Below are 22,968 nucleotides of genomic sequence, written 5' to 3'. Positions count from 1 at the left end.
GCAATTGGTTCTACCACAACAGAACGACAGGTGGGTTTTACAACCCGACGGCAGTATCACCTGGAACATTAACGGTCGTCTCCCACATGCTGATCATATTGAAATGTCGGGCGAAAAAGTATCCTTATGGATTGCTTATAATGTGGATGAAGCCGGTTTATGCCATCTTTCACGCACGGTAGTTTTCCCGACATTCCGGATGCTTCCTGATGATACCCGGAGCCACATCGCGTATACATTTGATGACAATGCCCTGCCACGAATGTACGTTGATGATGAACTTTTATGGCCCGATGCCGCAAAAGGAGGAATAAGTTTACCGGTGAAAAGTATTAACCAGCACGGCTTTATGCGCATTGCTTACCGCGCAGACAGGTTAAAGCAGGTTAGTATTGAGCACAGCCTGTTCCCATCAACAGATAAACCAATGTCTCTTGAAACTTATAAGTTTACCAACGTTAGCAATAAACCGGTTTCGGTAGCGATGGAGCACTTAAAGCGCGAAGTAACTACAGATAGCCTTAAAAGTAAAGGCGCGCCGCATACGGTTATTATGCAATCGGTAAATGATGGTAGCAAAATATTGCAGCCCGGCCAATCATACACGTTTGTTATCGGCTACCAGGCTACTGATCATCCAGAATTGCTAATGCCCGTAAGGGCCGATCTTGAAGAGCAGGCGCGGCAACACCGTATTGAAGAGATCCTGAGCCCTTTACAATTGAAAACACCCGATAGTGTTTTGAACGCCATGTTTGCATTTGCCAAGATCAGGGCTACAGAAAGCATTTTTAAAACAAAGAGCGGTTATATGCATGGGCCTGGCGGTTTATCGTATTACGCAGCTATCTGGGCTAATGATCAGGCCGAATATGTTAATCCTTATTTTGCTTTTTCGGGGGATAGGATAGGCAACCTATCGGCTATGAACGCATACCGCTTGTTTGCCGGTTATATGAATCCCGATTATCAGCCCCTGCCAAGCTCTATCGTAGCCGAAGGCGATACGGTCTGGAAGGGCGCCGGTGATAGGGGCGATCAGGCCATGATAGCTTACGGCGCATCCCGCTATGCACTTACTTTAGGAAATATCGATTCGGCAAAAAAACTTTGGCCGTTAATATCATGGTGTCTGGAGTATAACCGCAGGCACATTAATCAACAAGGGGTAGTAGAATCGCAAAGTGATGAATTGGAAGGTAGGTTTCCATCAGGTAAAGCCAATTTATCTACCAATGGTTTGTATTACGATGCCCTGGTCTCAGCAAGTTTTTTAGCTCAGCAACTACATCTGCCAAAAAATGAAATAAAACAATACACAAAAAAAGCGGCGGCGCTTAAAGATGCTATTGAAAAATACTTTGGGGCTGATATAGCCGGCTATCATACTTATAAATATTATGAAACCAACACCCTATTGCGCTCCTGGATCTGTGTTCCGTTAACCATGGGTATCTATGACCGCAGCAGGGGTACGATAGATGCCCTGTTTTCGCACGAGCTATGGACAGCCGATGGCCTGGCCACCCAAACCGGCAATGGTACATTTTGGGACCGCTCAACCTTATATGCACTTCGTGGCGTATTACAGGCGGGCGAAACCGAACAGGCTGTAAGGTTTCTGAAGTACTATTCACAGCGGCGACTTTTAGGTGAGCATGTTCCATATGCCGTAGAGGCTTACCCGGAAGGCAACCAACGCCATCTTTCGGCCGAGAGTGGATTGTACTGCCGCATTTTTACCGAAGGTTTGTTTGGGATGAAGCCCACCGGTTTCAAGAGCTTTTATTGCACTCCCCGCTTACCCCACGCCTGGGATCATATGAGCCTGGAGAATATTCATGCATTCGGTACGGTTTTCGATCTGGCGGTAAAGAGAAAGGATGCGAGTCACCTGTTAGTTACCATTACACGTAACGACCACAGTTACCGGTACGTGGTTAAAAATGGAGATGCTGTAAAGATATCCGTTTAAGAAAGTGTATTAAAATCCTGGTTTTGATAAGTTTGAACTACCGATTAGTGACAGGATCGGCATGAATTTCAATCTACATCAATATGCCTGAAGTGCATTTCAAAGTTATGATGATGAGATATCTAAGCTGTTTTAATGGGGATTCATCTTTTATGAAAGCACTATGCAGATTGTCCCACCTCTTGGATTACCGTAAGGTCCAGTCTTATTGAAGGCTTGGCTGCTGAACTGGCCAAGAGCAAGGGTTGTGCGCATGTTTATATTGTTGAACCCACCTGCTGCTTCGAGGACAACCCCAATGTGACCAACGAAAAGTTTCCGGGCAACCCGACTCGCTCTTATCGAACGATCTGACCGCGCCTACAACCAAAATGTTGCCCATCGGCCGCCGGACAAAAAAAGGACAGGATCGGGCCACGCGGTTGCCCGTCATGAAGGAAGAAGTGCCGGCTACCGTGAAATTGTACCTGATCGGTGCTATAGAGCAATGGTATATCAAGCCGGATATCAGTGGTGTGGTATTTGTCATGAATGTGCAAAGCACAGATACCGCCCAGGCGCTGCTCGGAAGGCCGGGCAGCTCCCGTTAAGCGGGGTTTTAACGATACCCCGAACTTTTATAAACTCCCAAAACTCGTAAAAGCTGATCGGATATCCGGCCATTTTAAGTTCATCGGACGTTTGCTTAAGCATTGTTTATATCGTCTTTTCAAAGGCTCTTTACTGCGATCCCTAACGAATTATTTGTGTTTGAATTTAAGCGGTACGAAAGTCTTATACAGCGTATATTAGCTACCCAGCTATGAAAATATTTTTAACCGCAACCGCGATCCTTTTATCGCACTTCTTCGTTTCAGCACAGGAGACCGCATTACCTGTTCAGCCGGGCGTATCGCTGTCTCTGGCTAAGTACCGTAAGGCGGCTGTACACAATATAAAATATAAGGTAGAATTTAAGGTTCCTGAATTGAAGAACGACCCGGTTGACGGGAGTGTTAGTATTAGTTTCAGCCTTTCCGATAATGCCCAGCCGTTGCAGCTCGACTTTAAGCAGCCGGTAAGCCAGGTTATAAAAATGGGGGTCAATGGGCACCCGGCAGCGGTTAACCTGAAACATGAACATATCTTAATTGAAACACCGGCATTAAAAAAAGGGGCTAATGAAATTAAAATTAATTTTATAGCGGGGAATGCTTCGCTCAACCGCAACGATGACTACCTGTATGCGCTTTTTGTTCCGGATCATGCCCGCAGCGTTTTTCCCTGTTTTGATCAGCCCGACCTCAAAGCGATATTCCAATTAAGTCTTCGTGTGCCGGCAGGGTGGAAGGTGCTTGCCAATGGGATATTGAAAGATTCCCTCGCGGAGGGATTTTATAAAATTTATCATTTTATGCCCAGCGATCAATTGCCGACTTATCTGTTTTCGTTTACGGCCGGTCAATATGAGTCGGTTAAGAAACGTATAGGTGGCCGGGATATGGAATTCCTCTACCGGGAAACGGATGAAAAGAAAATCAAACTGAGCCTGGACAGCGTTTTTGATTTGCATAGCCGGGCAATCAACTTCCTGGAAAACTGGACGGGGATTAAATATCCGTTTCAAAAGACCGGTTTTGTTGCTATCCCTGATTTCCAGTTCGGCGGCATGGAGCATCCGGGGGAAGTGCAGTATAAGGCCTCAAGCCTTTTTCTGGACGATGCGGCGACGAAGGAACAGCTTATTTCCCGGGTTTAACCTGATTTCCCATGAAACCGCTCATATGTGGTTCGGCGATATGGTCACCATGCGCTGGTTCAATGATGTCTGGATGAAAGAAGTGTTTGCCAATTTTATGGCAGACAAGGTTACGGAAAAACTGATGGGCGAGGAGACCTTTAACCTTAAATTTGTACAGGATCATTATCCGGCTGCCTATGCGGTAGACCGGACAGCAGGGGCGAACCCTATCCGTCAGCAGCTGGATAATCTCTTGGATGCGGGCTCTATGTATGGCAATATCATCTACCATAAAGCGCCCATCATGATGCGCCAGTTGGAACAATTGATGGGGGCGGATAATTTCCAGGCAGGGGTAAGGGAATATCTGAAAAAATACGCTTACGGGAACGCCAGCTGGCCTGAAATGGTTGCCTGTCTGGGGCATCATACCAGGGCTGATCTCGATTCCTGGAACAATGTCTGGGTCAATGAAACGGGCAGGCCGGTTATCAATGCAGAGGTGCAGTATGCCGGTGACAAGATCAGCAGTTTCTCTGTTTCCCAACATGCAGAGAAGGGGACAAATCGGATCTGGCCGCAGTTATTTGAACTCGCTTTGGTTTATGCGGATCACCAGGAGGTTGTCCCGGTCAATTTAAACACGCAGGTGATCAATCTGAAAAACGCGGTTGGTAAAGCGAAACCGCTTTATATCATTTACAACTCCAACGGGTTGGGCTACGGTTTGTTTCCCGTTAATAAAGATCTTCGGCCGGATCAGCTTTTCGCTTTGAAAAGCCCGGTGCAGCGTGCGGCTATTTACATCAATGCTTATGAGAACATGCTCAATGGAACAGGTTATACGCCAACTGGTCTATTGGAACTTTTTGAGAAAGGCCTTTGCCTGGAGAAAGAGGAAACAAATCTGCGGATGTTAACAGGTTATGTCGCTACCTTGTACTGGGAATTCATTACGCCCGCTAGCCGCAACGCGTGTGCAGAGATCCTGGAGCAACTGTTATGGACGGCTATGCAGCAGCAGCCGGCCGCTAATAACAAAAAGGTCCTGTTCAGTGCTTATCAAAATATTTATCAAAGCCAATCCGCTGCGAAACGTATTTATGAGGTTTGGAAGGATCAGCTTCCGCCGGATGGCGTGAAGCTGACGGAAGAGGACTATACCGGTATGGCTCTTGGCATTACCCTGAGAAGTGATACCCTTACACCGGTATTGAAACAGCAGGAAGAACGCATAAAGAATGCAGACCGCAAAAAAAGACTGGAGTTTCTGATGCCGGCTTTATCCCCGGATGTTAGTGAGCGTGATGCCTTTTTTAATACTTTAAAAGAACGCAAAAACCGGGCAAAGGAGTCATGGGTATTATCTGCGTTAGGTTACCTTCATCATCCGTTGAGGCAGTCGACCGCCCTAAGATATGTGCCGGAAAGCCTGAACCTGCTGGAAGAGGTCCAGGCGACAGGCGATATTTTCTTTCCGCAGTCGTTCATCAATGCTACGCTCGGAAGTTATCAATCTGCTGAGGTGGCAGGCATGGTGAATGCCTACATCAAAGCACACCCTGACCTGGATCCTAAATTAATGAATAAGTTATTACAGGGGGCTGATCATGTGATGCGGGCGCAAAGCATTGTTTGGTGAGTTGCTGATAAATAGTTCGAATTATGTGATCAGCTTTTTGTACACGTTGCCTCCGGACGGCTGGGTACCGATCTGCCGGGCTTGGGTTACCGGACAGGGCAAAGAGATCAAAAGCTGGCCGGCAGACGATAGTTCGTGAGAGATACTAATGGAACTGAAGAGTCAGGCAACAATAATATATTTAACTTCTGCTGTAAATCAATGTTTTGTATTTTTATTCAATTAGAGGTCACCTAACGGATCACCCATAAATAATCAAATCGCCTGTACTTATTTAAGAAAGATATAGCTATTTTAAAAAATAAAAACTTGCCAACCTAATATAAAGGAATTCACAGATGGGCTAATCGCTAAAGCTGTTGAAGCTGTGCTGGTTCGACTTCGTTTAGGGTACAATTTTAGGAAAGTTGTCAACTTTATTGGCAATATTTTTTAAGAGGCAATCTGCGACGTAATTTGATTTACTGAGCCATCGCCATATGAAAATTTCTTTTTCCTTCAACGTGGATACTAATACTACTTGGATGAACCTTGCCTAATGTAGAACCGGTCCTGATTTTTAAATACTTTTAAAATACTTTTCCATTAAGGGCTTTAAGAGCAAGGTGTCGTTTTCTTCATATCCTTTTCCGCTAATGGGATCAAGGTTTTACCGTAATGGATATCTCCGGGGCTGTCAACAAAAGCAGAAAAGGAAAAATAGAAATTTGAAAATGCCAGGTCAATAGTGATATAGAAGGAATAATACATCTAATCATCGGATATGTCAAAGCTGTTCAAGATATCACCTATAGCGTGACGGGGCGTTATTTTATCCAGGCTGCTTTAACTGGTTTTTAAGAAATTGAAGGCAGGTTTATTCATTTCTTAAACTCTTTACCGGGTTGGCCAAAGCGGCTTTTATAGCGTGTGCACTAATAGTTAGCAACGCAAATATAACCGCTGTGGGTCTTGAAATGACAAAAGCCCAGGCGTTTATATTTATTCTATAGCTGAATGCCATTAACCATTTATTCATCATATACCATGCAATGGGCGATGCGATCAAGATAGCTATCATTACCAGTTTCAAAAAGTCGCCTGTCAGTAATTTGGTGATTCCTGGCACACTTGCACCAAGTACTTTCCGAATACCTATTTCTTTTGTTCGTTGTTCCGCAATAAATGTGGCTAATCCAAACAGCCCTAAGCATGCAACAAATATAGCCAACAGCGAAAACACGGTTGCGATACTGGCCGTATGCTGTTCAGAGGTATACAGGTTTTGAATATGTGTATCCAAAAACTCATAGTCGAAACTGGAATTGGGCAGGTCGGTTTTAAATTTATCCTGTACCTGCCGTATAAGCCGCGATAAATCCCTTGCATTATACCTTACCAATAAAGTCCTTAACGATTCAGGCGCTTTATTCATTGTGTAATAAACATAGCCGCCAACTGCATTTTTGAGCGATTGATAATTGAAATCTTTCACTACAACATGGATAGCCTAATCGCGACAGCACGCAGCAATAAAGTGGCGACGACTTTGGCGGTCCAGGATTTTAGTCCATTAAAGAAAGGTTACGGCGCGGAGCAGGCAGATATGATTATGGGTATTGTGGGTAATATCGTTTGCGGGCAGGTAGTAGGCGATACCGCCAAAACCTTGGCAGATAACTTCGGCAAGATCGTACAGGACAAGAACAGCTTAACGATTAATAGTGGCGACACTTCCTTTTCCAAAGCCACGCAATTGGATTAGCGATACCGGCTTCTAAAATTGCGGCATTGTCATCGGGCGAGTTTGTCGGTATGGTTGCAGATAATCCGGAACAAAAGATTAGCCTGAAAATGTTCCATAGTACCATACAAAATGATCATGATGCTATTGCTAATGAAGAAGCATCATTTAGATCTATCCCAGTTATTACTAAAGTAACCGATGAGGATATCCGCGAGAATTATCACAAAGTCAAGGAAGATATTCAGAATTTGCTTTTTTTTGAATTGGCTTTACTAAAAGCCAAGAATGATACAGAGCAAGATGAATCTGTCAAGAGGGGGATAAATGAAACTTTAAGTTCAGATCACATGGAAAGTAATGAGGAACAAGGCGAGTCAATGTCGATGTGAGTTGACATGTAGGCCCCTCTCCAAAAAGACCATAAGACCCACGAATTATATCCTATCACTAAACCGGATTACTAGCTTAGACCTTTGTGTAAAATCTGAGCTAACCATGTTATTTTGCTTTCAAATTGAGGAAACCTGCCAAAAAGAATGATTTCCTGATCAAAACACTTGAAAACAGTTTGCAAAGTCTCCGCCAAAAACTGGCTGTCTTCTACACTCAGTGGCGTTATTTCTTTGTTTTCCATAGCCCAATTAATCATAAGCTTAATAGCCTGAATCTCTTCTTCAGCCATAATGCGGGATTGCATAATCAGCAAAGAGGGGTCCTGCCTCATGTCCTCTATCACCAGTTTGTATTTCAAAACCAGTTCTCGCAGACGTCTGATCTTTACCTCGTTAAATGATTCTATGTTGGCCGAAAAAGAACGCCTCTTACTTATTGTAGCTTTACTTTCCTCCAGGCATCGGGAAAATATTTTGTGGCATAAGGCATCAAGCACCTCCGTTTTATTCTTAAAATAATGATAAAGTGTACTCCGCCCTTTTTTGCATTCATTTGATATATCCTGCATAGACACCCTTACGAAACCGTAACGCTCAAATACAGCATCGGCCCCCGCAATGATTTCTTCTCTTATAATATCGTTCTGCTCCACATTCATAATTCGACAAAAATACAATTTTTGTTTGTTCTTTTCTAAACTTCAAAGCTTACCGTATTTGCATTTTTTTTATTAAATGACATAAAGATTAAATAAAACATAAAACAAATAGTGTATAATTGTCGAATTATTCAAACATGTCCTCTATTCAAAGATATCCTTGATTTAGAGGGAATATGCCTGATATTAAACTGAATTTTAATGTTCAATAATCCAGCGCGGTCAATTTCGGGTAATCAAATATTGAAATAGCTATCGACATAAATACAAATAATGTTCAATTTAATTATATGAAAACCAAATTTACACTTGCAGGGGCAATAGCGGTAGCTATCTGGGTATCCGGCTGTTCAGGCAAAAAAGAACAAAAGACTGGCCCGGACACTTTAGCCGTAAATGTATTTTCTCTGGGAGCAAAACCTATGTCACTCGGTGATCATACTATCTACGATGGAACTCTTGAAGCAGATAAGACAATTGACTTGAGCTTTCAGGTTTCAGGAACCATTCTATCCCTTCCGATACAGACCGGTGACTATGTAAAAAAAGGACAATTGGTTGGAGTCATAGATGAAACAGTATACCGCAATCAGTATAATGCACAACTGGCTCAAGCTAAACTCGCCCAGGAAAATTATACCCGTATTAATGAGGTATTTAAAAAAGGCAGTGTCGCTGAAATAAAAATGCTGGAGGCGAAATCAAATTATGAACAGGCGACTTCTGCCACAAATGCAACCTACCAGAATATAGCCCACACCCGTCTTTATGCACCGGCAAGCGGATATATCGGTGAAAAAAAAGCTGAAGCAGGAGCTGTTGCAAGCCCGGGACAGACCGTTTTGCAGTTACTTGATACTCGTTCAGTGAAGGTATTGGTTGCTGTTCCCGAAGGTGAGATTAACCGTTATAAAACAGGAACTCCGGCTGCGATAAAAATTGATGCTTTGGGAAGTCAGCCGTTGCAGGGCAAGGTATCCGAAGTTGGTGTTTTGGCACTTAACGGCAGCGCTAATTATAATCTTAAAATATCCCTGGTCAATAGTGATATGAAGTTAAAACCTGGAATGCTTTGCAAAGTGGTATTTAACCAAGCAGCTGATGCTGCTACTTCATCTAACAATGGTAGTAAAGAAATTATTGTTCCTGTTCAATCCGTTCAGGTGGATGAAAAAGGGAGCCACTTTCTTTATGTAGTGAACGCGAACCGTAAAGCGATACGGAAGGATGTAACAACAGGGCAGCTTTACAGTAACGGTATTGTCATCCAGTCTGGCCTGGCTGGAAACGAGCAGGTGATTACCTCCGGTTATCAGAAACTTGCCGATCAAACCCCTGTCACCATCAGTAAATAACCGCAGACTATGAAAAAGAAAGGTAATTTAATTGAATGGGCCATGGAGTACCATATATTCCCGCTCGCCCTATCTGCTATATTTTTCATTCTTGGCATTGCCGCACTATTCAACATGCCGAGAAACGAGTTTCCTGATTTTACTATCAGACAAGGATTGATTATAGGTCAATATCCTGGCGCTTCGTCAAAACAAGTAGAAGAACAGTTGACTAAGAAAGTAGAGGAATACTTATTCAGCAATAACGAAGTCAACAAGAAAAAAACATATTCGTATTCACGCGATGGTGTGATGTATGTATTTGTTGAGGTTGCCGATAATTTGAATGCTATACAAACCAAGGCATTCTGGAATAAGATAAAAAACGGGATGCTCGTTTTACAAAGCCAGTTACCCAAAGAAGTAAAGGGATTTTATATAGACAGTGAGTTTGGAAATACATCGGCAATGGTGATGGCTGTTGAATCAAAAACCAGACCCTATAAGGAACTGCTTCGTAATGTGGAAGATATTGAAGCCGAGCTCAGGCAGGTACAGGATGTTGCCAAAATTTCGCATACTGGGAACCTGAATGAGCAGGTAACGGTTTATGTGGATAACAACAAACTGATACAAAAAGGTGTATCGATAAACAATATTATACAGATACTGCAAAACGAAGGCGCCATAAATGCCACCGGCAAAGAAGAGGGCAAAGTAGTAGATGAGCCTATCCATCTCAATACGTTTTATAAAACAGAAGCAGAGCTTGCCGAACAGATCATAAGGCAGGACGCTAACGGGAACTCGGTCCGTCTAAGAGATGTGGCAACATTGAAACGGGAATATGATGAGCCGGACAATTACGTTACCTCAAACGGTACCAAATCCATCGTGATTTCCCTGGAGATGATAACCGGAAAAAACATTGTCCAGTTTGGCAAAGAGCTGGACGAGCGAATAGACAAAATAAGCAGGCATTTGCCATCTGATGTTAAGTTGGTTAAGCTGGCGGATCAACCGCAGGTAGTGGATGATTCAATTAGTCATTTCATGAAGGAATTTGCTTTTGCCCTTATTGGTGTAGTCTTGGTTGCCCTGCTGTTATTACCTTTAAGAGTAGCCACTGTTGCAGCTGCTACTATCCCAATTACAATCGCCGCTACTTTGGCTATTATGTATATGACCGGCATCGAGTTGGATACTGTAACACTCGCGGCATTGATAGTGGTGTTGGGGATCGTCGTAGACGATCCGATCGTAGTGATCGATAACCATGTGGAAAAACTGGATCACGGCATGTCGATATGGGAGGCCGCCAAAAGCAGCGCACAGGAATTGCTCCCTTCTGTATTCACCGCCACCCTGGCTATATCGGCGACTTTTGTTCCGCTTGCTTTTTTCATGACCGGCGTGTCCAAAGATTTTATTAGGCTCTTTCCGGTAACTATTATGATCGCACTTACACTATCGTTAGTAATCTCCATGTTGCTGGTGCCGTTTTTCAATACGCTCTTTATTAAAAAAGGGCTATTGCATGGTAAAGACGATGAAAAGCGATCATTCCTTGACCGGTTACAGCATTTCTTTAACAGCCATATCGGCAATTCGATGAAACACTATAAGCTGACCATTTTTTTTGGAGCAATGGCCGTGGTTGTTGGGATCGCTATAATGGGCGTATTGCCACAACAATTATTCCCCAAAGTAGAACGGAATCAATTTGCGATGGAGATCTATCTGCCCAGCGGCTACAACCTGGCACAAACAGATAGCGTGGTGAAAGGCATGGAGCGGATATTAAAACAAGACAAGCGTATAGTTAATTATACCAGTTTCATCGGCAGCAGTTCTCCGCGTTTTCATTCAGTGTATGCTCCTAATCTACCAGCTAAAAATTATGCACAGATATTAATTAAAACAGAATCTGAGGACGCTACAGCAGAGGTTATCGTAGACTATCAACGTAAATACAGTAATCTGTTCCCCTCTGCTTATGTGCGTATGAAACAATTGAATATGATCAATGCGCTTGCGCCAATTGAGGTTAGGATCAGCGGAAACGATATCCCTGCCTTAAAGCAAGTTGCGGAACAAGTTTTGGCCATCGGCAAGACACATAAACAGGTGACCTGGGCCAGGACTGATTATAACGAAATGCAGCCAACTCTACAAGTCGATGTAAAAACGGGGGAAGCGGCGCGGCTTGGACTGAGCAAAGGTGATATTGCCAATGCAATATCGATGCACTCAGAAGGTATTACCGCGACACAACTTTGGGAAGACACCTATGCTGTAGATGTAAAAATCAAATCGCCAAAATCTGCCAGAAGTAGTCTTGCAGATCTACAGAATCTTAATATCGTTTCACCTCTAACAACCTCAGTTATACCGCTAAGGCAAGTAGCTGACGTGAATGCCGAGTGGAACGATGGGCAAATTACCCGCAGGAATAGCGTACGTACGCTAACTGTACGAATGGACGTAACTCAGGACGCGGTGGCAAATAGTGTGTTAATGGATATTCAGCCAGCCATTGAAAAGATCAAACTCCCGCAAGGCGTTGAGATTCACTATGGGGGTGAGTTTGAGCTGCAAGGCGAAAACCAGGGGCCGATGGGTATAGCATTAGGAGTAAGTATTATACTCATATTTCTTATTCTGCTTTGGCACTTTAAACACTTGAAACACGCTCTGTTAAGTATAACCACCATGCCGCTAAGCATACTTGGAGCCTCATTCGGCTTACTTGTGGCAGGCTATCCATTTGGATTTACTTCATTTCTTGGATTACTTGCCCTTTGCGGGATTGTGGTACGTAACGGTATCATCCTGATAGACTTTGCCGAAGAATTGCGGATACATGGTGGCAAATCGGTCTTCGAGGCGGCAAAACTGTCTGCGGAACGACGGATGCGCCCTATTTTCCTTACCTCTTCAGCCGCAGCAGTCGGTGTTATACCGATGGTTGTCAGCAGGTCATCACTTTGGGGGCCGCTCGGTACTGTGATTTGTTTCGGTTTGCTGGTTTCCATGCTGCTCACACTATTCGTATTACCAACCCTTTACTGGCTGTTCTTCCGCAAGGAAGATCAAAGAGTTTCAGAAAGTAAAACACCGGAACCTGTAACTGTATAAGCTCATTAACATGAAAACATTCTTATTTTCAATATTTATTTTAACCTGTCTACAGGTGGACGCCCAAAACCATGTCATATCTCTGCAGGAAAGTAAACAGGCTGCCATAGCCTACAGTTACACTTTAAAAAACAGTGAATTGAGGATTACTTCGGCAAAAACTGATATAGCGGCAGCGAAGTCAGACTATCTCCCTTCAGTCAGCGCAACCGGAGTAGGGTTATTGGGTTTTAAAGATTTCGTATCTGCAATGCCACCCCTATTAGAAAAAGGCATCAACAATTTCTACCTGGTTGGCGTAACTGGTACGCAATCTCTATATGCAGGTGGTAAAATCAAAACGGGTAACCAATTGGCAGCATTGCAGTTACAAGTGAGCCAGATCAGGAGAAAACAATCAGCTGATTCTGTAATGTTGCTAACTGAGCAGAAATACTGGAACCTGGTGAATATACAGGAACAACAAAAAACCATACTGGCTAATGAAACATTACTCAACGAAGTATTGAAAATGCAGAAAGATATGCTGGCTGCTGGTTTAATAGCAAGGAACGATCTACTAAAAGTGAAAGTGCAGCTTAGCCAGTTAATGGTTAATAAAAGCAAGCTGCAAAATGGCCGACGGGTGGCTCTGCTTGACTTTTCAATGTATACGGGTCTTCCATTCGACTCGCTTATGGTCATGCAGGATACACTTAATAAAAATAGACTCCCAGTAATCCCAAGCGTTCAACCAGATACAAGTCTGGACCGTAACGCCAATTATCAATTACTTACAAAACGTATAGAAGGCGAAAAGTTGCAGACGCGGTTAGCTAACGGCGACAACCTACCGAGTCTCGCAATAGGTTTAAGTGCATCGCAAACCGGATCAGTTAACAGCGGTATCGAGAGCAACTTTGCCCCGGCAAGCTTTGTTACATTAAGTATTCCTATCTCTAACGGCTTATGGGGCCGAGGAAAGCAAAAAGTACAGAAGCAAAAAATTAATGAACAAATAGCTCAGAACGATTTCCGGGATGGGCAAAACCAACTTAGAGTAGGCATTATCCGCTATTGGTATGACATGCAGGATCAGATTACACAAATCACCTATGCAAAAGATAACCTTGAGCAGGCTACGGAAAATCTGAAAGTCAATAAGGACAATTATAAAGCTGGTTTAGCAACCATTTCAGAGGTGCTTGATGCCCAAACCGCTTATCAGCAGGCGTCCAGCACGGTGGTAACTGCGTTTGCCGATTTCTATGTAAGGGTTGCTATTTATAATTATGTGACTGCAAAAACTGAAGATCATCCCTAAAAAATATAGGAACAAAAAAAAGTTGAAATGGAGGCCAGGCGAAACCTTTTGATTGATAATGCAACTGCGCTTTTTATTGATCGTGGCATAATTAGTGTAACGATGGATGAACTGGCAAAAAGCTCGGGTATGTCCAAGAAAACTATATACCAATGTTTTTCCAATAAAGGAATTCTTGTAGAAGCGGTAATTGATCATCTGATCGAACAGTCTAAGAATATCATTCATTCAAATATCGATGCCTCAGACAATCCTGTGCAAGAGTTAGTTCTTCAACGGAGTCTTTTTAATTATCTAATAGCCTTAAGGCATATTTTTAACGACGTTATGTTAAAAAAATACGCGAGAGCGCTCCGTGCAGTCCGAGAATTTAAAAACAATCACCTGAAAACAGTGATTGAGTTAAATTTAACTGACGGTATTTTAAAGGGGATTTATCGGCCAGGCTTAGATGTTTCAATGATCGCCGCAATTTACGTATCGATAGCAGACTTATATCTATTTAATAATAGAAAGTCTCAAGTTGAAATATTTGAAGCACTCCACTTATTTATAAATGGAGTTATATCAAATGATGGGCGGCGTATTCTTGAAAACTATGAGTAAGCCTTTATGCTATCTTATAAATGAATATCAGGCTTATAAAATAGCCAAACCTCTGTTAAACTATTGAAACACAAGGATTGTCATATTCAATTCATAAAGAACTAAAAAGTGCTTAAGAATTTTTAAAATAAACTTTTTAGTATATTTTTGTTGGGGATTATAAATGGTATTAATATGCTTACTAAAGCGGAGAGAACAAAACAATTTATTCTGGAAACAGCTGCGCCTATTTTCAATCAGAAAGGAATATCTGGGGCGAATATAGACGATGTGCTTGCTGCCGCGAAACTGACAAAAGGATGCCTTTACGGCCATTTTGAAGGTAAAGAAGACTTGGCCGTACAGGCTGTTGATCACATGCTGCAAAATAACGGCGAAAAAATGTTGTATACCATAAGCAAAGGCAAAACGGCAAAGGCTAAGGTGTTTGCTTTTCTCGATTTCTATAAAGATCCTATAAATACCTATATTAAAGGTGGATGCCCAATATTTAATATTGCGGTAGAATCGGATGATAATTTTCCGGTCATTAAGGAAAAGATAGCAGGTGTCATCCGACACGGCCAGGAGCTTTTTGTTAGTATTTTAAATCAGGGTATCGCTAACGGTGAGTTTTCAGAAAAACTCGATCCGGTCGTTTATGCATTCAAAGCGGTGGCTGCTGTTGAAGGCGGCGTTGTCATGTGCAGGTCGATGAATACGGCCAAACCAATGGCCGGTTTGATCAAAAGCCTAAAAGCGGAATTGGAAAGTTACGTGGTGTGAGTTTTTATTGGTATAAAATATACTAAAAAGTATTTTTATTGACCGAATGGGATAAAAAGATTAAAAAAGTAACTATTTACGATTGATTCCTTAAAATATATAATCAAGGGATTTGAAACGGGGTAAAATATACTAAAAAGTACAAAATAAAAAATAACAAGAATGGCTATGATGCCGGTCAGGATATCTGACATGATTTAAAACTAAAAACAATGAATGATCAAATAATTTTCGAACCCTATAATTTAAATGGCCTTGCACTGAGCAACCGCATTGTTATGGCACCTATGACCCGCAGCCGGTCAGCTAACCCCGGAAGTGTGGCCACCGAATTAACGGCACGCTACTATCAGCAACGTGCTTCGGCTGGCCTGATCATCACCGAAGGAACTTACGTCAGCCGTGACGCTGTAGGGTATGTTAATGTGCCCGGGATTTATACCGAACAACAAGTTGAAGGCTGGAAACTGGTCACCGATGCGGTGCACGAGCGGGGCAGCAAAATTTTCGCCCAGCTATGGCACGTAGGGCGTATATCGCACCCAGACCTGCTTAACGGGGCGCTTCCGTTGGCGCCATCGGCATTAAATCCGCTTGCCAAAGTATTCACGCCCGGAGGCTTCAAAGACACAGTTGATGCCAGGGAGATGACAACGGCGCAAATCCAAAAGACCATTAACGATTTTAAACAGGCTGCCGCAAACGCGGTAGAAGCGGGTTTCGATGGTGTTGAACTGCATGCCGCCAATGGCTACCTGCTGCACCAGTTTTTCAATCTTTACTCCAATAAACGCCAGGATCAGTACGGCGGCTCGATAAAGAACCGTGCCCGCATCTTATTTGACATACTGGATGAACTATATACGGTGATCAACATCAAGAAAGTAGGTGTAAGACTAAATCCTTCTCTTCACGGTATCCAGGGCATGATGCTTGACGAAGAAACTGTGGCTGTGCATGATTACATCGTTGCCAAATTGAATGAATATGACCTGGCTTATCTTCACCTGACCGAGCCTTTTACCAATATATCGGGCAATCCCTGGGGTATTGAAGAAGTTGCCAAACGTTACCGCCCACTTTATGATGGCACTATCATCATTAACCGCGGGTTCAACAAAGCAACAGCCAGCCAGGTATTGAACAACGGTGATGCCGATCTGGTATCGTTCGGGGTTCCCTTTATTGCAAATCCAGATCTTGTTGAACGCTTTAAGACAGATGCGCCCCTCAATCAGCCCGATCCATCGACATTTTATACGCCTGGTGAAAAAGGTTATACCGATTATCCAACACTGGCCCAATAAGCATAATCAAAAAAGCAGTATTCAACAGCACTCATAAAAAATTTAAAACAATGCAATTAAAAGGAAAAACAGTATTGATCACAGGAGGTGCATCAGGTATCGGGCTGGAAGCAGCCAAACAATTTTTAGCCAACGGCGCCCAGGTAATTATTACCGGCAGAAACCAGGGGAAATTAGATGAAGCAAAGAAAGTATACCCTGCCATTACGGCAATTAAAAGTGATCTATCAGATGCAGACGACACGAAAAAGCTTTTCGGGCAGGTAACGCAATTAGGCGGTATAGACATTTTATACAACAACGCGGGGGTACTAACTGATCCGATCAACCTCGGACTGGCGGATGACCGGCATTTTGAAGACGCGGCGTATGAGATAAACGTTAATTACCTGGCGGTGATCCGGCTTAACAACCTTTTTATGGATATGCTGAAATCAAGGAAAGAAAGTGCGATCATCAACACGACTTCCATACTTAGTTTTGTTCCGTCGTTGCTGGAAGCCACTTATGCAGCTGCCAAAGCAGCGTTGCATTTTTACACTGTATCGCTTAGAGAGCATCTGCAAGCGTTGAGCAGCAGCGTAAAAGTATTTGAACTAATACCGCCTCTTGTTGCTACAGAAATGGCAGCTAACATGGAGGGAAAAAGAATAACTACTGAAACCCTGGTCAAAGCGTTTATCAACGGACTTCAAAAGGATCAACTTAATATTCGTGTAGGCGATACCAAATTAGCTGCTGTCCTCAACCGACTTGCTCCAAAACTGATCTTTGGCTTAGTTAATCCTGAAAGAAGTTACAAGGTAATAGCATCACAGAATACCTTATAACCATAAAAAATAAAATCATGCGGGCATTCATCGTAAAAAGCTACGGCAAAAAAGAAAAACTACATCTGACCGAATTACCGGAACCGAAGGTAAAGGAAAATGAAGTATTGGTACAAGTACATTCAGCAGGTGTCAATTTATTGGAATCAATTATTAGAAACGGTGATTTCAAATTATTTTTACCCTACAAGCCACCGTTTGTAAACGGGCATGACCTGGCAGGCGTGGTAACCAAAGTGGGTTCAACAGTCAGCCGGTTCAAGGTTGGCGATGAAGTATATTCCAGAGTGGGCGACCATAGGATAGGCACTTTTGCCGAATATATTGCTGTAAATGAAGCCGACCTGGCTTTAAAACCCAAAAACCTTACCATGGAAGAGGCGGGTTCCATTCCATTAGTTGGCCTAACCGCCTGGCAGGCGCTTGTTGAGACAGGGGATGTAAAAAAAGGCCAGAAAGTTTTTATACAGGCAGGCTCAGGAGGTATGGGTGCATTCGCCATTCAGCTGGCGAAGCATTTAGAGGCGTATGTTGCCACAACCACGAGTACAGGTAATGTAGATTGGGTTAAAAAGCTTGGTGCCGACCTGGTGATCGATTACAAAACAGAAGATTTTGAAACCAAACTTAAAGATTATGACCTGGTGATACATAGCAATCGTGATCCCAAAATCCTTGAAAAATCATTCCGCGTTTTAAAAGCCGGAGGGCAAGTGATCTCATTGGTTGGTCCCCCAACCCCGGAATTTGCTCAAGAACTGGGTTTGCCCTGGTATTTAAAATTCGTAACAAAATTATTGAGTTTCGGCGCGAAGAGAAATGCAAAAAAAGCAAATAGCAGTTTCCGGTTCCTGTTTATGCGGGCAGATGGCAATCAATTAGGAAAAATTACATCATTGATAGAATCTGGCGTAATTAAACCGGTGATCGACAAAATATTTCCGTTTGAGCAAACCAACGAAGCGTTGGCTTATGTAGAAACAGGCCGGGTTAAAGGGAAAGTTGTGATCAAAATTAAATAAAAAGTACTTCTTGTAGATTACAGCGGTTACAAGAAGTGCCCCCAACTCACAATCTCCGTTGTGCTATTAAAAATAAAAAAAATAAAATGAAAGCAGTACGATTGCCGCGGATGCTGGTAAACAACAATCTGTTATTGACAACACTCCGGTAAACGAATTTGGTATCCCATGTATTTACCCGCAAATACCCAATATTTTACCATATCACAATAACGCTGTATGGCTCTTTGTTGAAAGTTATTGGGCAATGGCATCGGCAAAGGCGGGGAATCAAACGTCCTTAATGCGAGCCATAGTCGCTATTTATCGCCCTGCTGCGCTTTGGCTTACCAATAAAGAAAATTTTGTGGCAAGTGATGGCGATTTCGCAGGTACACAGATCAACAGCAGTAACATGCTGTGGAGCCTGTCGGGAAATATCGCATTGGTATATAAGGTTCTTTTCGGTATCCACTACAACGAAAACAGTTTGGAATTTAAGCCATTTGTCCCCGAGGCTTTGGCGGGCGAGCGTTCATTACATCATTTTAAATACCGTGATGCCATATTGGATATTAAAATAAGTAGCTACGGTAACCAAATAAAAAGCATAAGCCTTGACGGAAGGAATATGAGCAGGGCCTTACTTCCGGCAGATCTGAAAGGAAGCCACCAGGTAGGCATAGTTCTCGCCAACAATACAGTCTCCGGAAAAAGCAATCTGGTGCCGGGCTATACCGCGCCGGAAACACCTGTAGTTACCTATGCTAAAAAAAGCTGTCCTGGTTAAAAACGAAAAATGCGGTGAGTTATCGGGTTATCAAGAATGGGCAACCGATTGGGCTGACCAAATCATCAACCTTTAATATAATTGCCGGGAAGTACGCCGAATACCAGGTTGTTGCGGTAGATGCTAAAGGAGTAAGCTCATTCGCAAGCGAACTTGTTTCCGTAATTCCGGCAACGGCACAGCAAATCATTGAAGCTGAAACGATCACCGGAAAATCAGAACTTCCTTACCAGGGTTTTACGGGCGACGGTTACGTAGAGGTCAGTAAAACCACGAATACTAAGTTGGATATACCGGTAAATATCATGAAGGCTGGTAACTATGTTATTGATATGCGATATGCTAACGGTAATGGGCCTATCAATACTGACAATAAATGCGACATACGCACATTGAATTTGGATGACAGTTTTGCAGGGACTATCGTGCTGCCGCAACGAGGCAAAGGTGACTGGAGTAATTGGGGGTACAGCAATGGGATAAAGCTTAAATTAAGTAAGGGTAAACATGTTGTGTCGCCTTGTTTTAAAGACACCAATGAGAACATTAATATTAATGTTAACCAAGCTATGATTGATCATTTTAGATTGATCAGTACTGGTTACAATTGATATCATTTGATTTTAAACTGAGATTGTGCGATCACTTTTCCATTGAACAATTTGCGTTATTTGAATAGTGCTTAAGTGAGATTGAGCATTTTAGTTAGTACATTTTACCTGATAACGCGTTACGAATGTGAGGCAGAACGCGTTATCAGGTGGTTTTTAGAATGACACCTGAAAGTGATCTGCATTTCTCCTGTTAATAACTGTTTGTTTTTTGTTTCATCAATTAATAATTGCACAGGCTATTTTTGATAGTGCAATTTTAGAAATCAACCTTATCGTAACAAAAGCGATGGTGATTACATTTAGCAATTACAGCTTCAGCTATTAATCGAAGTACGGTTCGACCCAAAACGGTTAGATATTCCGAAATCGGCCTTAATCATCAAATAAAGCTACAAACCTTTTAAGGTCATCTATAAATTGGTTCGTGTAGACAACGGGTTTGAGTACCGAGCCGGAGTTAGTTCTAATTTTAGTTCTGACTCCGGTTTTTTTCTTATGTAATCCGCGGTTTATCTGGAACATAAGTTGTGCTACTAAGTTCACCTCACCGGTTCGACCCGAATTTTAAGAATTATCATTTTTTCGGGATAGATCTAACGATGATAGTCCTTTCTTAGCTGACGACGGTTACCGTAGTCGTGCGACTGTTTTTATTTGGATTTATTCTAAATAACGTGTTTCTTTGCGACGAATAAGATATCGCCTATGTAATAAATTAATCCGCATAAAAAAGCCGGTGATCCGTCGCCAAACTTCCTACCGGCCAATGTTAACAGATCCTTCAACCCATTAATCATTTAAACAAAGATGTATTCTTTCTTATGCAGTAAAAAATTTTACTTTACTTTTCTTTCATTATTTTTTTCGGCGGTCCTGTTCGCCCAGACCGGGACCATCAAGGGAGCTGTCAAAACCTCAGACGGCCGCCCCGCCGAATTTGTGACCATCGGCTTGGCTGGTGCAACCAAAGGAACAACTGTCAATCAAAAGGGCAATTATCAATTAAAAAACATTTCCCCGGGTAATTATACGCTGACGGCCAGTTTTATTGGCTTGATCACCCAAAAAAAAGAGGTGGAACTTAAAGCCGGCGAAACGGTGACCGTTGATTTTGTATTATCCGAAAACAATGAGCAATTACAGGAGGTAGTGGTAAAGGGTGCTAAAACCAACAAATTTGCCAATAAAAAAAGCGAGCTGGTGGCCAGGATGCCGCTGGCCAATCTGGAAAACCCGCAGGTTTACAGCGTAGTGACCAGGGAACTGCTGCAGGAGCAGGTGGCAACCAATATCAGCCAGGCCACCGGTAACATTACAGGGGCTGCGCCAAATACTTACCCGGCGGGTGGCTTTGCTATTACTTCGCGCGGCTTTATTACGGGTATTAACGCCCGTAACGGGATGGAAACGGTAGCCAGCCGTTCCGGCCTGGATATCGGGAATGTCGAGCGCATTGAGGTACTGAAGGGTCCTTCAGGTACGTTGTTCGGCGCTAATATCTCTTCTTTCGGCGGAGTGGTCAATGTAGTCACCAAGAGGCCGTACGATACGTTTGGCGGTGCTGCCTCATACACGTTGGGCAGCTACGGATTAAACCGGATCAGTGCGGACGTGAACACTCCGCTAAATTCCGAAAGAACAGCGTTGGTTCGGATCAACACCGCTGTGAACCGCCAGAACAGTTTTTTGACCAGCGGTCATAATAACACCGTGCTCATTGCGCCCAGCTTGTCATACCAGGTCAGCGACCGCCTGACACTGAGCGCCGATTTAGAGTATTTCAATACTGACCAGACCAGGATCATGTATACCCGCGTGACACCGGCTTCAGGGATCACCGGCGCTGATCAGATTCCGCTGGCTTATAACAAGTCACTGTATCTCGACGATGCCAACGCGCTGACCAGTTCCAACAAACTATTTCTGGAAGGCAAATACAGGATTTCAGACAACTGGACCGCGACCACTTTATTCTCTTTCGCGAGCGAGAACGTGAAACAGAGCTACCAGTATTATCCGACCTGGATCTCTCCGACGAGAGTGGCCCGCAATGTGGTGCTCTATGGCCCGATGTTTAATAATTATACCAATTTTCAGGAAAACGTCAATGGAGAATTCAAAACAGGAGCAATCAAACATAAAGTGTTGATTGGCCTGAGCTACCGTTATTATAACGGCAATTTCTATAGTACGTCTACACCGGCTAACCGGTTTATCGACACGGTAGATGTCAGCAAAACCCCTAACCCGGTTGCTGTGAGCAAGGCTAACGTAGATGGGTATTTTCTTAAATACGGCACGCTTGCTCCATTCGGTATTTCAGACCAGTTTACCACCAGTGCCTATGCGACGGATGTGATCAGCCTGAATGAACGCCTTTTCGCCATGCTGAGCCTCCGCTTTGACCACTACCGCTATAAAGGCTACACCAGCCCGAGCGTATCAAGTCCTTATACCCAAAACTCAGTGGCCCCAAAGTTGGGTTTGGTGTACCAGGTGGTTAAAGACCAGGTTTCGCTGTTCGGTAATTACATGAGCGGTTTCCAGAATATCGCCCCGGCCCAACAACCCGACGGTACTTTATTCGTGCTGAAGCCCATCTTTGCCAACCAAACGGAGGGCGGGGTAAAGACCGAAGCATTTGAAAAAAAAGTGAACCTGACCTTAAGTTACTATTATACCGACATAGCCAATGCCACCCGTACGGATTCAAGAGGCTTTACCTCTCAGGATGGCCGGCAGGTTAGCAAAGGAGTGGATGCCGAGCTGATTGCCAACCCCTTGCCTGGTCTGAACATCCTCATGGGGTATGCTTATAATAACAATAAGATCTTAAAAACAACCAATCCTGCCCTGGAAGGCAATATGGCAGCTGCCGCGCCCGCAAGGATCGCTAACTGGTGGGCCAGCTACCGCTTCCGGCAGGCTTTAAAAAATGTCGGGATCGGCTTTGGCGGCAACTACGTAAGCAGGGCTTTTCTAACCGCAGACAACACTTACAGCCTGCCGCATTACACGATCCTAAACGCGGCTGTTTTTTATGACCAGCCGAAATGGCGCTTTGATTTTAAGGTCAATAACATAACGAAACAAAAGTATTGGGACCTTGCCGGTTCAGCCCAGCCTTTGGCCAATATAGCCGCTAATCTTACGATCAAGTTTTAAT

At 43.3% G+C, this 22,968-nt stretch carries 19 protein-coding genes and 1 pseudogene; 18 read left to right on the top strand and 2 right to left on the bottom strand.

What is annotated here, in order from left to right:
- The first annotated feature begins 4 nt into the window (after window positions 1-4).
- From ABID99_RS18170 to ABID99_RS18150, 5 genes and pseudogenes are all read left to right on the top strand, one after another.
- Window positions 5-1,975: a hypothetical protein gene (locus tag ABID99_RS18170; RefSeq protein WP_373614676.1), complete on the top strand. Its 1,971-nt coding sequence runs from the start codon at window positions 5-7 to the stop codon at window positions 1,973-1,975.
- Between the two features lie 216 nt (window positions 1,976-2,191).
- Window positions 2,192-2,323 (top strand): annotated as a pseudogene (locus tag ABID99_RS18165) (NAD(+)--rifampin ADP-ribosyltransferase); the annotation flags it as partial.
- An 83-nt stretch (window positions 2,324-2,406) separates the two neighbouring features.
- A complete protein-coding gene (locus ABID99_RS18160; protein WP_373614675.1) occupies window positions 2,407-2,565 on the top strand; it encodes a hypothetical protein in 159 nt (52 codons plus the stop codon).
- Window positions 2,566-2,777: 212 nt separating this feature from the next.
- Window positions 2,778-3,713 carry a M1 family aminopeptidase gene (locus tag ABID99_RS18155; RefSeq protein ID WP_373614674.1) on the top strand — a complete coding sequence of 312 codons (936 nt, stop codon included), beginning with the start codon at window positions 2,778-2,780 and terminating at the stop codon, window positions 3,711-3,713.
- A 25-nt stretch (window positions 3,714-3,738) separates the two neighbouring features.
- On the top strand, window positions 3,739-5,337 hold the full coding sequence (locus ABID99_RS18150; protein ID WP_373614673.1) for a M1 family aminopeptidase: 1,599 nt from the start codon (window positions 3,739-3,741) through the stop codon (window positions 5,335-5,337).
- Between the two features lie 856 nt (window positions 5,338-6,193).
- Here the strand turns inward: ABID99_RS18150 and ABID99_RS18145 are convergent.
- Window positions 6,194-6,751, bottom strand: coding sequence for an ABC transporter permease (locus ABID99_RS18145; protein ID WP_373614672.1), 558 nt, complete (start codon window positions 6,749-6,751; stop codon window positions 6,194-6,196).
- A 66-nt stretch (window positions 6,752-6,817) separates the two neighbouring features.
- Between ABID99_RS18145 and ABID99_RS18140 the strand changes: the two genes are divergently transcribed.
- Together ABID99_RS18140 and ABID99_RS18135 are read left to right on the top strand one after the other, a co-directional pair.
- Window positions 6,818-7,081: a TraM recognition domain-containing protein gene (locus ABID99_RS18140; RefSeq protein ID WP_373614671.1), complete on the top strand. Its 264-nt coding sequence runs from the start codon at window positions 6,818-6,820 to the stop codon at window positions 7,079-7,081.
- Between the two features lie 26 nt (window positions 7,082-7,107).
- A complete protein-coding gene (locus ABID99_RS18135) occupies window positions 7,108-7,452 on the top strand; it encodes a hypothetical protein (RefSeq protein ID WP_373614670.1) in 345 nt (114 codons plus the stop codon).
- A gap of 71 nt (window positions 7,453-7,523) precedes the next feature.
- Here the strand turns inward: ABID99_RS18135 and ABID99_RS18130 are convergent, their stop codons facing one another.
- Window positions 7,524-8,114, bottom strand: coding sequence for a TetR/AcrR family transcriptional regulator (locus ABID99_RS18130; protein ID WP_373614669.1), 591 nt, complete (start codon window positions 8,112-8,114; stop codon window positions 7,524-7,526).
- A gap of 290 nt (window positions 8,115-8,404) precedes the next feature.
- On the opposite strand from ABID99_RS18130, the gene ABID99_RS18125 reads away from it, so the two are divergent.
- From ABID99_RS18125 to ABID99_RS18075, 11 genes are all read left to right on the top strand, one after another.
- A complete protein-coding gene (locus tag ABID99_RS18125; RefSeq protein ID WP_373614668.1) occupies window positions 8,405-9,469 on the top strand; it encodes an efflux RND transporter periplasmic adaptor subunit in 1,065 nt (354 codons plus the stop codon).
- Between the two features lie 9 nt (window positions 9,470-9,478).
- Window positions 9,479-12,586 carry an efflux RND transporter permease subunit gene (locus ABID99_RS18120; protein WP_373614667.1) on the top strand — a complete coding sequence of 1,036 codons (3,108 nt, stop codon included), beginning with the start codon at window positions 9,479-9,481 and terminating at the stop codon, window positions 12,584-12,586.
- Between the two features lie 10 nt (window positions 12,587-12,596).
- Window positions 12,597-13,889, top strand: a complete 1,293-nt coding sequence (locus ABID99_RS18115; protein ID WP_373614666.1) for a TolC family protein — start codon at window positions 12,597-12,599, stop codon at window positions 13,887-13,889.
- 27 nt (window positions 13,890-13,916) lie between these two features.
- A complete protein-coding gene (locus ABID99_RS18110; protein ID WP_373614665.1) occupies window positions 13,917-14,495 on the top strand; it encodes a TetR/AcrR family transcriptional regulator in 579 nt (192 codons plus the stop codon).
- 174 nt (window positions 14,496-14,669) lie between these two features.
- A complete protein-coding gene (locus ABID99_RS18105) occupies window positions 14,670-15,260 on the top strand; it encodes a TetR/AcrR family transcriptional regulator (RefSeq protein ID WP_373614663.1) in 591 nt (196 codons plus the stop codon).
- Between the two features lie 212 nt (window positions 15,261-15,472).
- Window positions 15,473-16,567: an alkene reductase gene (locus ABID99_RS18100; RefSeq protein ID WP_373614662.1), complete on the top strand. Its 1,095-nt coding sequence runs from the start codon at window positions 15,473-15,475 to the stop codon at window positions 16,565-16,567.
- A gap of 50 nt (window positions 16,568-16,617) precedes the next feature.
- A complete protein-coding gene (locus ABID99_RS18095; protein ID WP_373614661.1) occupies window positions 16,618-17,397 on the top strand; it encodes an SDR family oxidoreductase in 780 nt (259 codons plus the stop codon).
- Between the two features lie 17 nt (window positions 17,398-17,414).
- The gene (locus tag ABID99_RS18090; protein WP_373614660.1) at window positions 17,415-18,419 is read left to right on the top strand and encodes an NADP-dependent oxidoreductase; all 1,005 of its coding nucleotides are present in this window, start codon (window positions 17,415-17,417) and stop codon (window positions 18,417-18,419) included.
- A gap of 283 nt (window positions 18,420-18,702) precedes the next feature.
- A complete protein-coding gene (locus tag ABID99_RS18085) occupies window positions 18,703-19,188 on the top strand; it encodes a hypothetical protein (protein ID WP_373614659.1) in 486 nt (161 codons plus the stop codon).
- Between the two features lie 14 nt (window positions 19,189-19,202).
- Window positions 19,203-19,799, top strand: a complete 597-nt coding sequence (locus ABID99_RS18080; protein ID WP_373614658.1) for a hypothetical protein — start codon at window positions 19,203-19,205, stop codon at window positions 19,797-19,799.
- An 810-nt stretch (window positions 19,800-20,609) separates the two neighbouring features.
- On the top strand, window positions 20,610-22,967 hold the full coding sequence (locus ABID99_RS18075) for a TonB-dependent siderophore receptor (RefSeq protein ID WP_373614657.1): 2,358 nt from the start codon (window positions 20,610-20,612) through the stop codon (window positions 22,965-22,967).
- Window position 22,968: the final 1 nt, after the last annotated feature.

Source organism: Mucilaginibacter sp. OAE612 (assembly GCF_041806395.1).
Taxonomy (GTDB): domain Bacteria; phylum Bacteroidota; class Bacteroidia; order Sphingobacteriales; family Sphingobacteriaceae; genus Mucilaginibacter; species Mucilaginibacter rubeus.
The sequence above is the reverse complement of the archived record's forward strand: the minus strand, read 5'-3'. Positions and strand labels throughout refer to the sequence as shown.

What these genes read in the sequence shown, in the direction of transcription:
- ABID99_RS18160 (WP_373614675.1), top strand. Translation starts at nt 2,407, where the DNA reads ATGAAGGAAGAAGTGCCGGCTACCGTGAAATTGTACCTGATCGGTGCT.
- ABID99_RS18155 (WP_373614674.1), top strand. Translation starts at nt 2,778, where the DNA reads ATGAAAATATTTTTAACCGCAACCGCGATCCTTTTATCGCACTTCTTC.
- ABID99_RS18150 (WP_373614673.1), top strand. Translation starts at nt 3,739, where the DNA reads ATGTGGTTCGGCGATATGGTCACCATGCGCTGGTTCAATGATGTCTGG.
- ABID99_RS18145 (WP_373614672.1), bottom strand. Translation starts at nt 6,751, where the DNA reads ATGAATAAAGCGCCTGAATCGTTAAGGACTTTATTGGTAAGGTATAAT.
- ABID99_RS18140 (WP_373614671.1), top strand. Translation starts at nt 6,818, where the DNA reads ATGGATAGCCTAATCGCGACAGCACGCAGCAATAAAGTGGCGACGACT.
- ABID99_RS18130 (WP_373614669.1), bottom strand. Translation starts at nt 8,114, where the DNA reads ATGAATGTGGAGCAGAACGATATTATAAGAGAAGAAATCATTGCGGGG.
- ABID99_RS18125 (WP_373614668.1), top strand. Translation starts at nt 8,405, where the DNA reads ATGAAAACCAAATTTACACTTGCAGGGGCAATAGCGGTAGCTATCTGG.
- ABID99_RS18120 (WP_373614667.1), top strand. Translation starts at nt 9,479, where the DNA reads ATGAAAAAGAAAGGTAATTTAATTGAATGGGCCATGGAGTACCATATA.
- ABID99_RS18115 (WP_373614666.1), top strand. Translation starts at nt 12,597, where the DNA reads ATGAAAACATTCTTATTTTCAATATTTATTTTAACCTGTCTACAGGTG.
- ABID99_RS18110 (WP_373614665.1), top strand. Translation starts at nt 13,917, where the DNA reads ATGGAGGCCAGGCGAAACCTTTTGATTGATAATGCAACTGCGCTTTTT.
- ABID99_RS18105 (WP_373614663.1), top strand. Translation starts at nt 14,670, where the DNA reads ATGCTTACTAAAGCGGAGAGAACAAAACAATTTATTCTGGAAACAGCT.
- ABID99_RS18100 (WP_373614662.1), top strand. Translation starts at nt 15,473, where the DNA reads ATGAATGATCAAATAATTTTCGAACCCTATAATTTAAATGGCCTTGCA.
- ABID99_RS18095 (WP_373614661.1), top strand. Translation starts at nt 16,618, where the DNA reads ATGCAATTAAAAGGAAAAACAGTATTGATCACAGGAGGTGCATCAGGT.
- ABID99_RS18090 (WP_373614660.1), top strand. Translation starts at nt 17,415, where the DNA reads ATGCGGGCATTCATCGTAAAAAGCTACGGCAAAAAAGAAAAACTACAT.
- ABID99_RS18085 (WP_373614659.1), top strand. Translation starts at nt 18,703, where the DNA reads ATGCGAGCCATAGTCGCTATTTATCGCCCTGCTGCGCTTTGGCTTACC.
- ABID99_RS18075 (WP_373614657.1), top strand. Translation starts at nt 20,610, where the DNA reads ATGTATTCTTTCTTATGCAGTAAAAAATTTTACTTTACTTTTCTTTCA.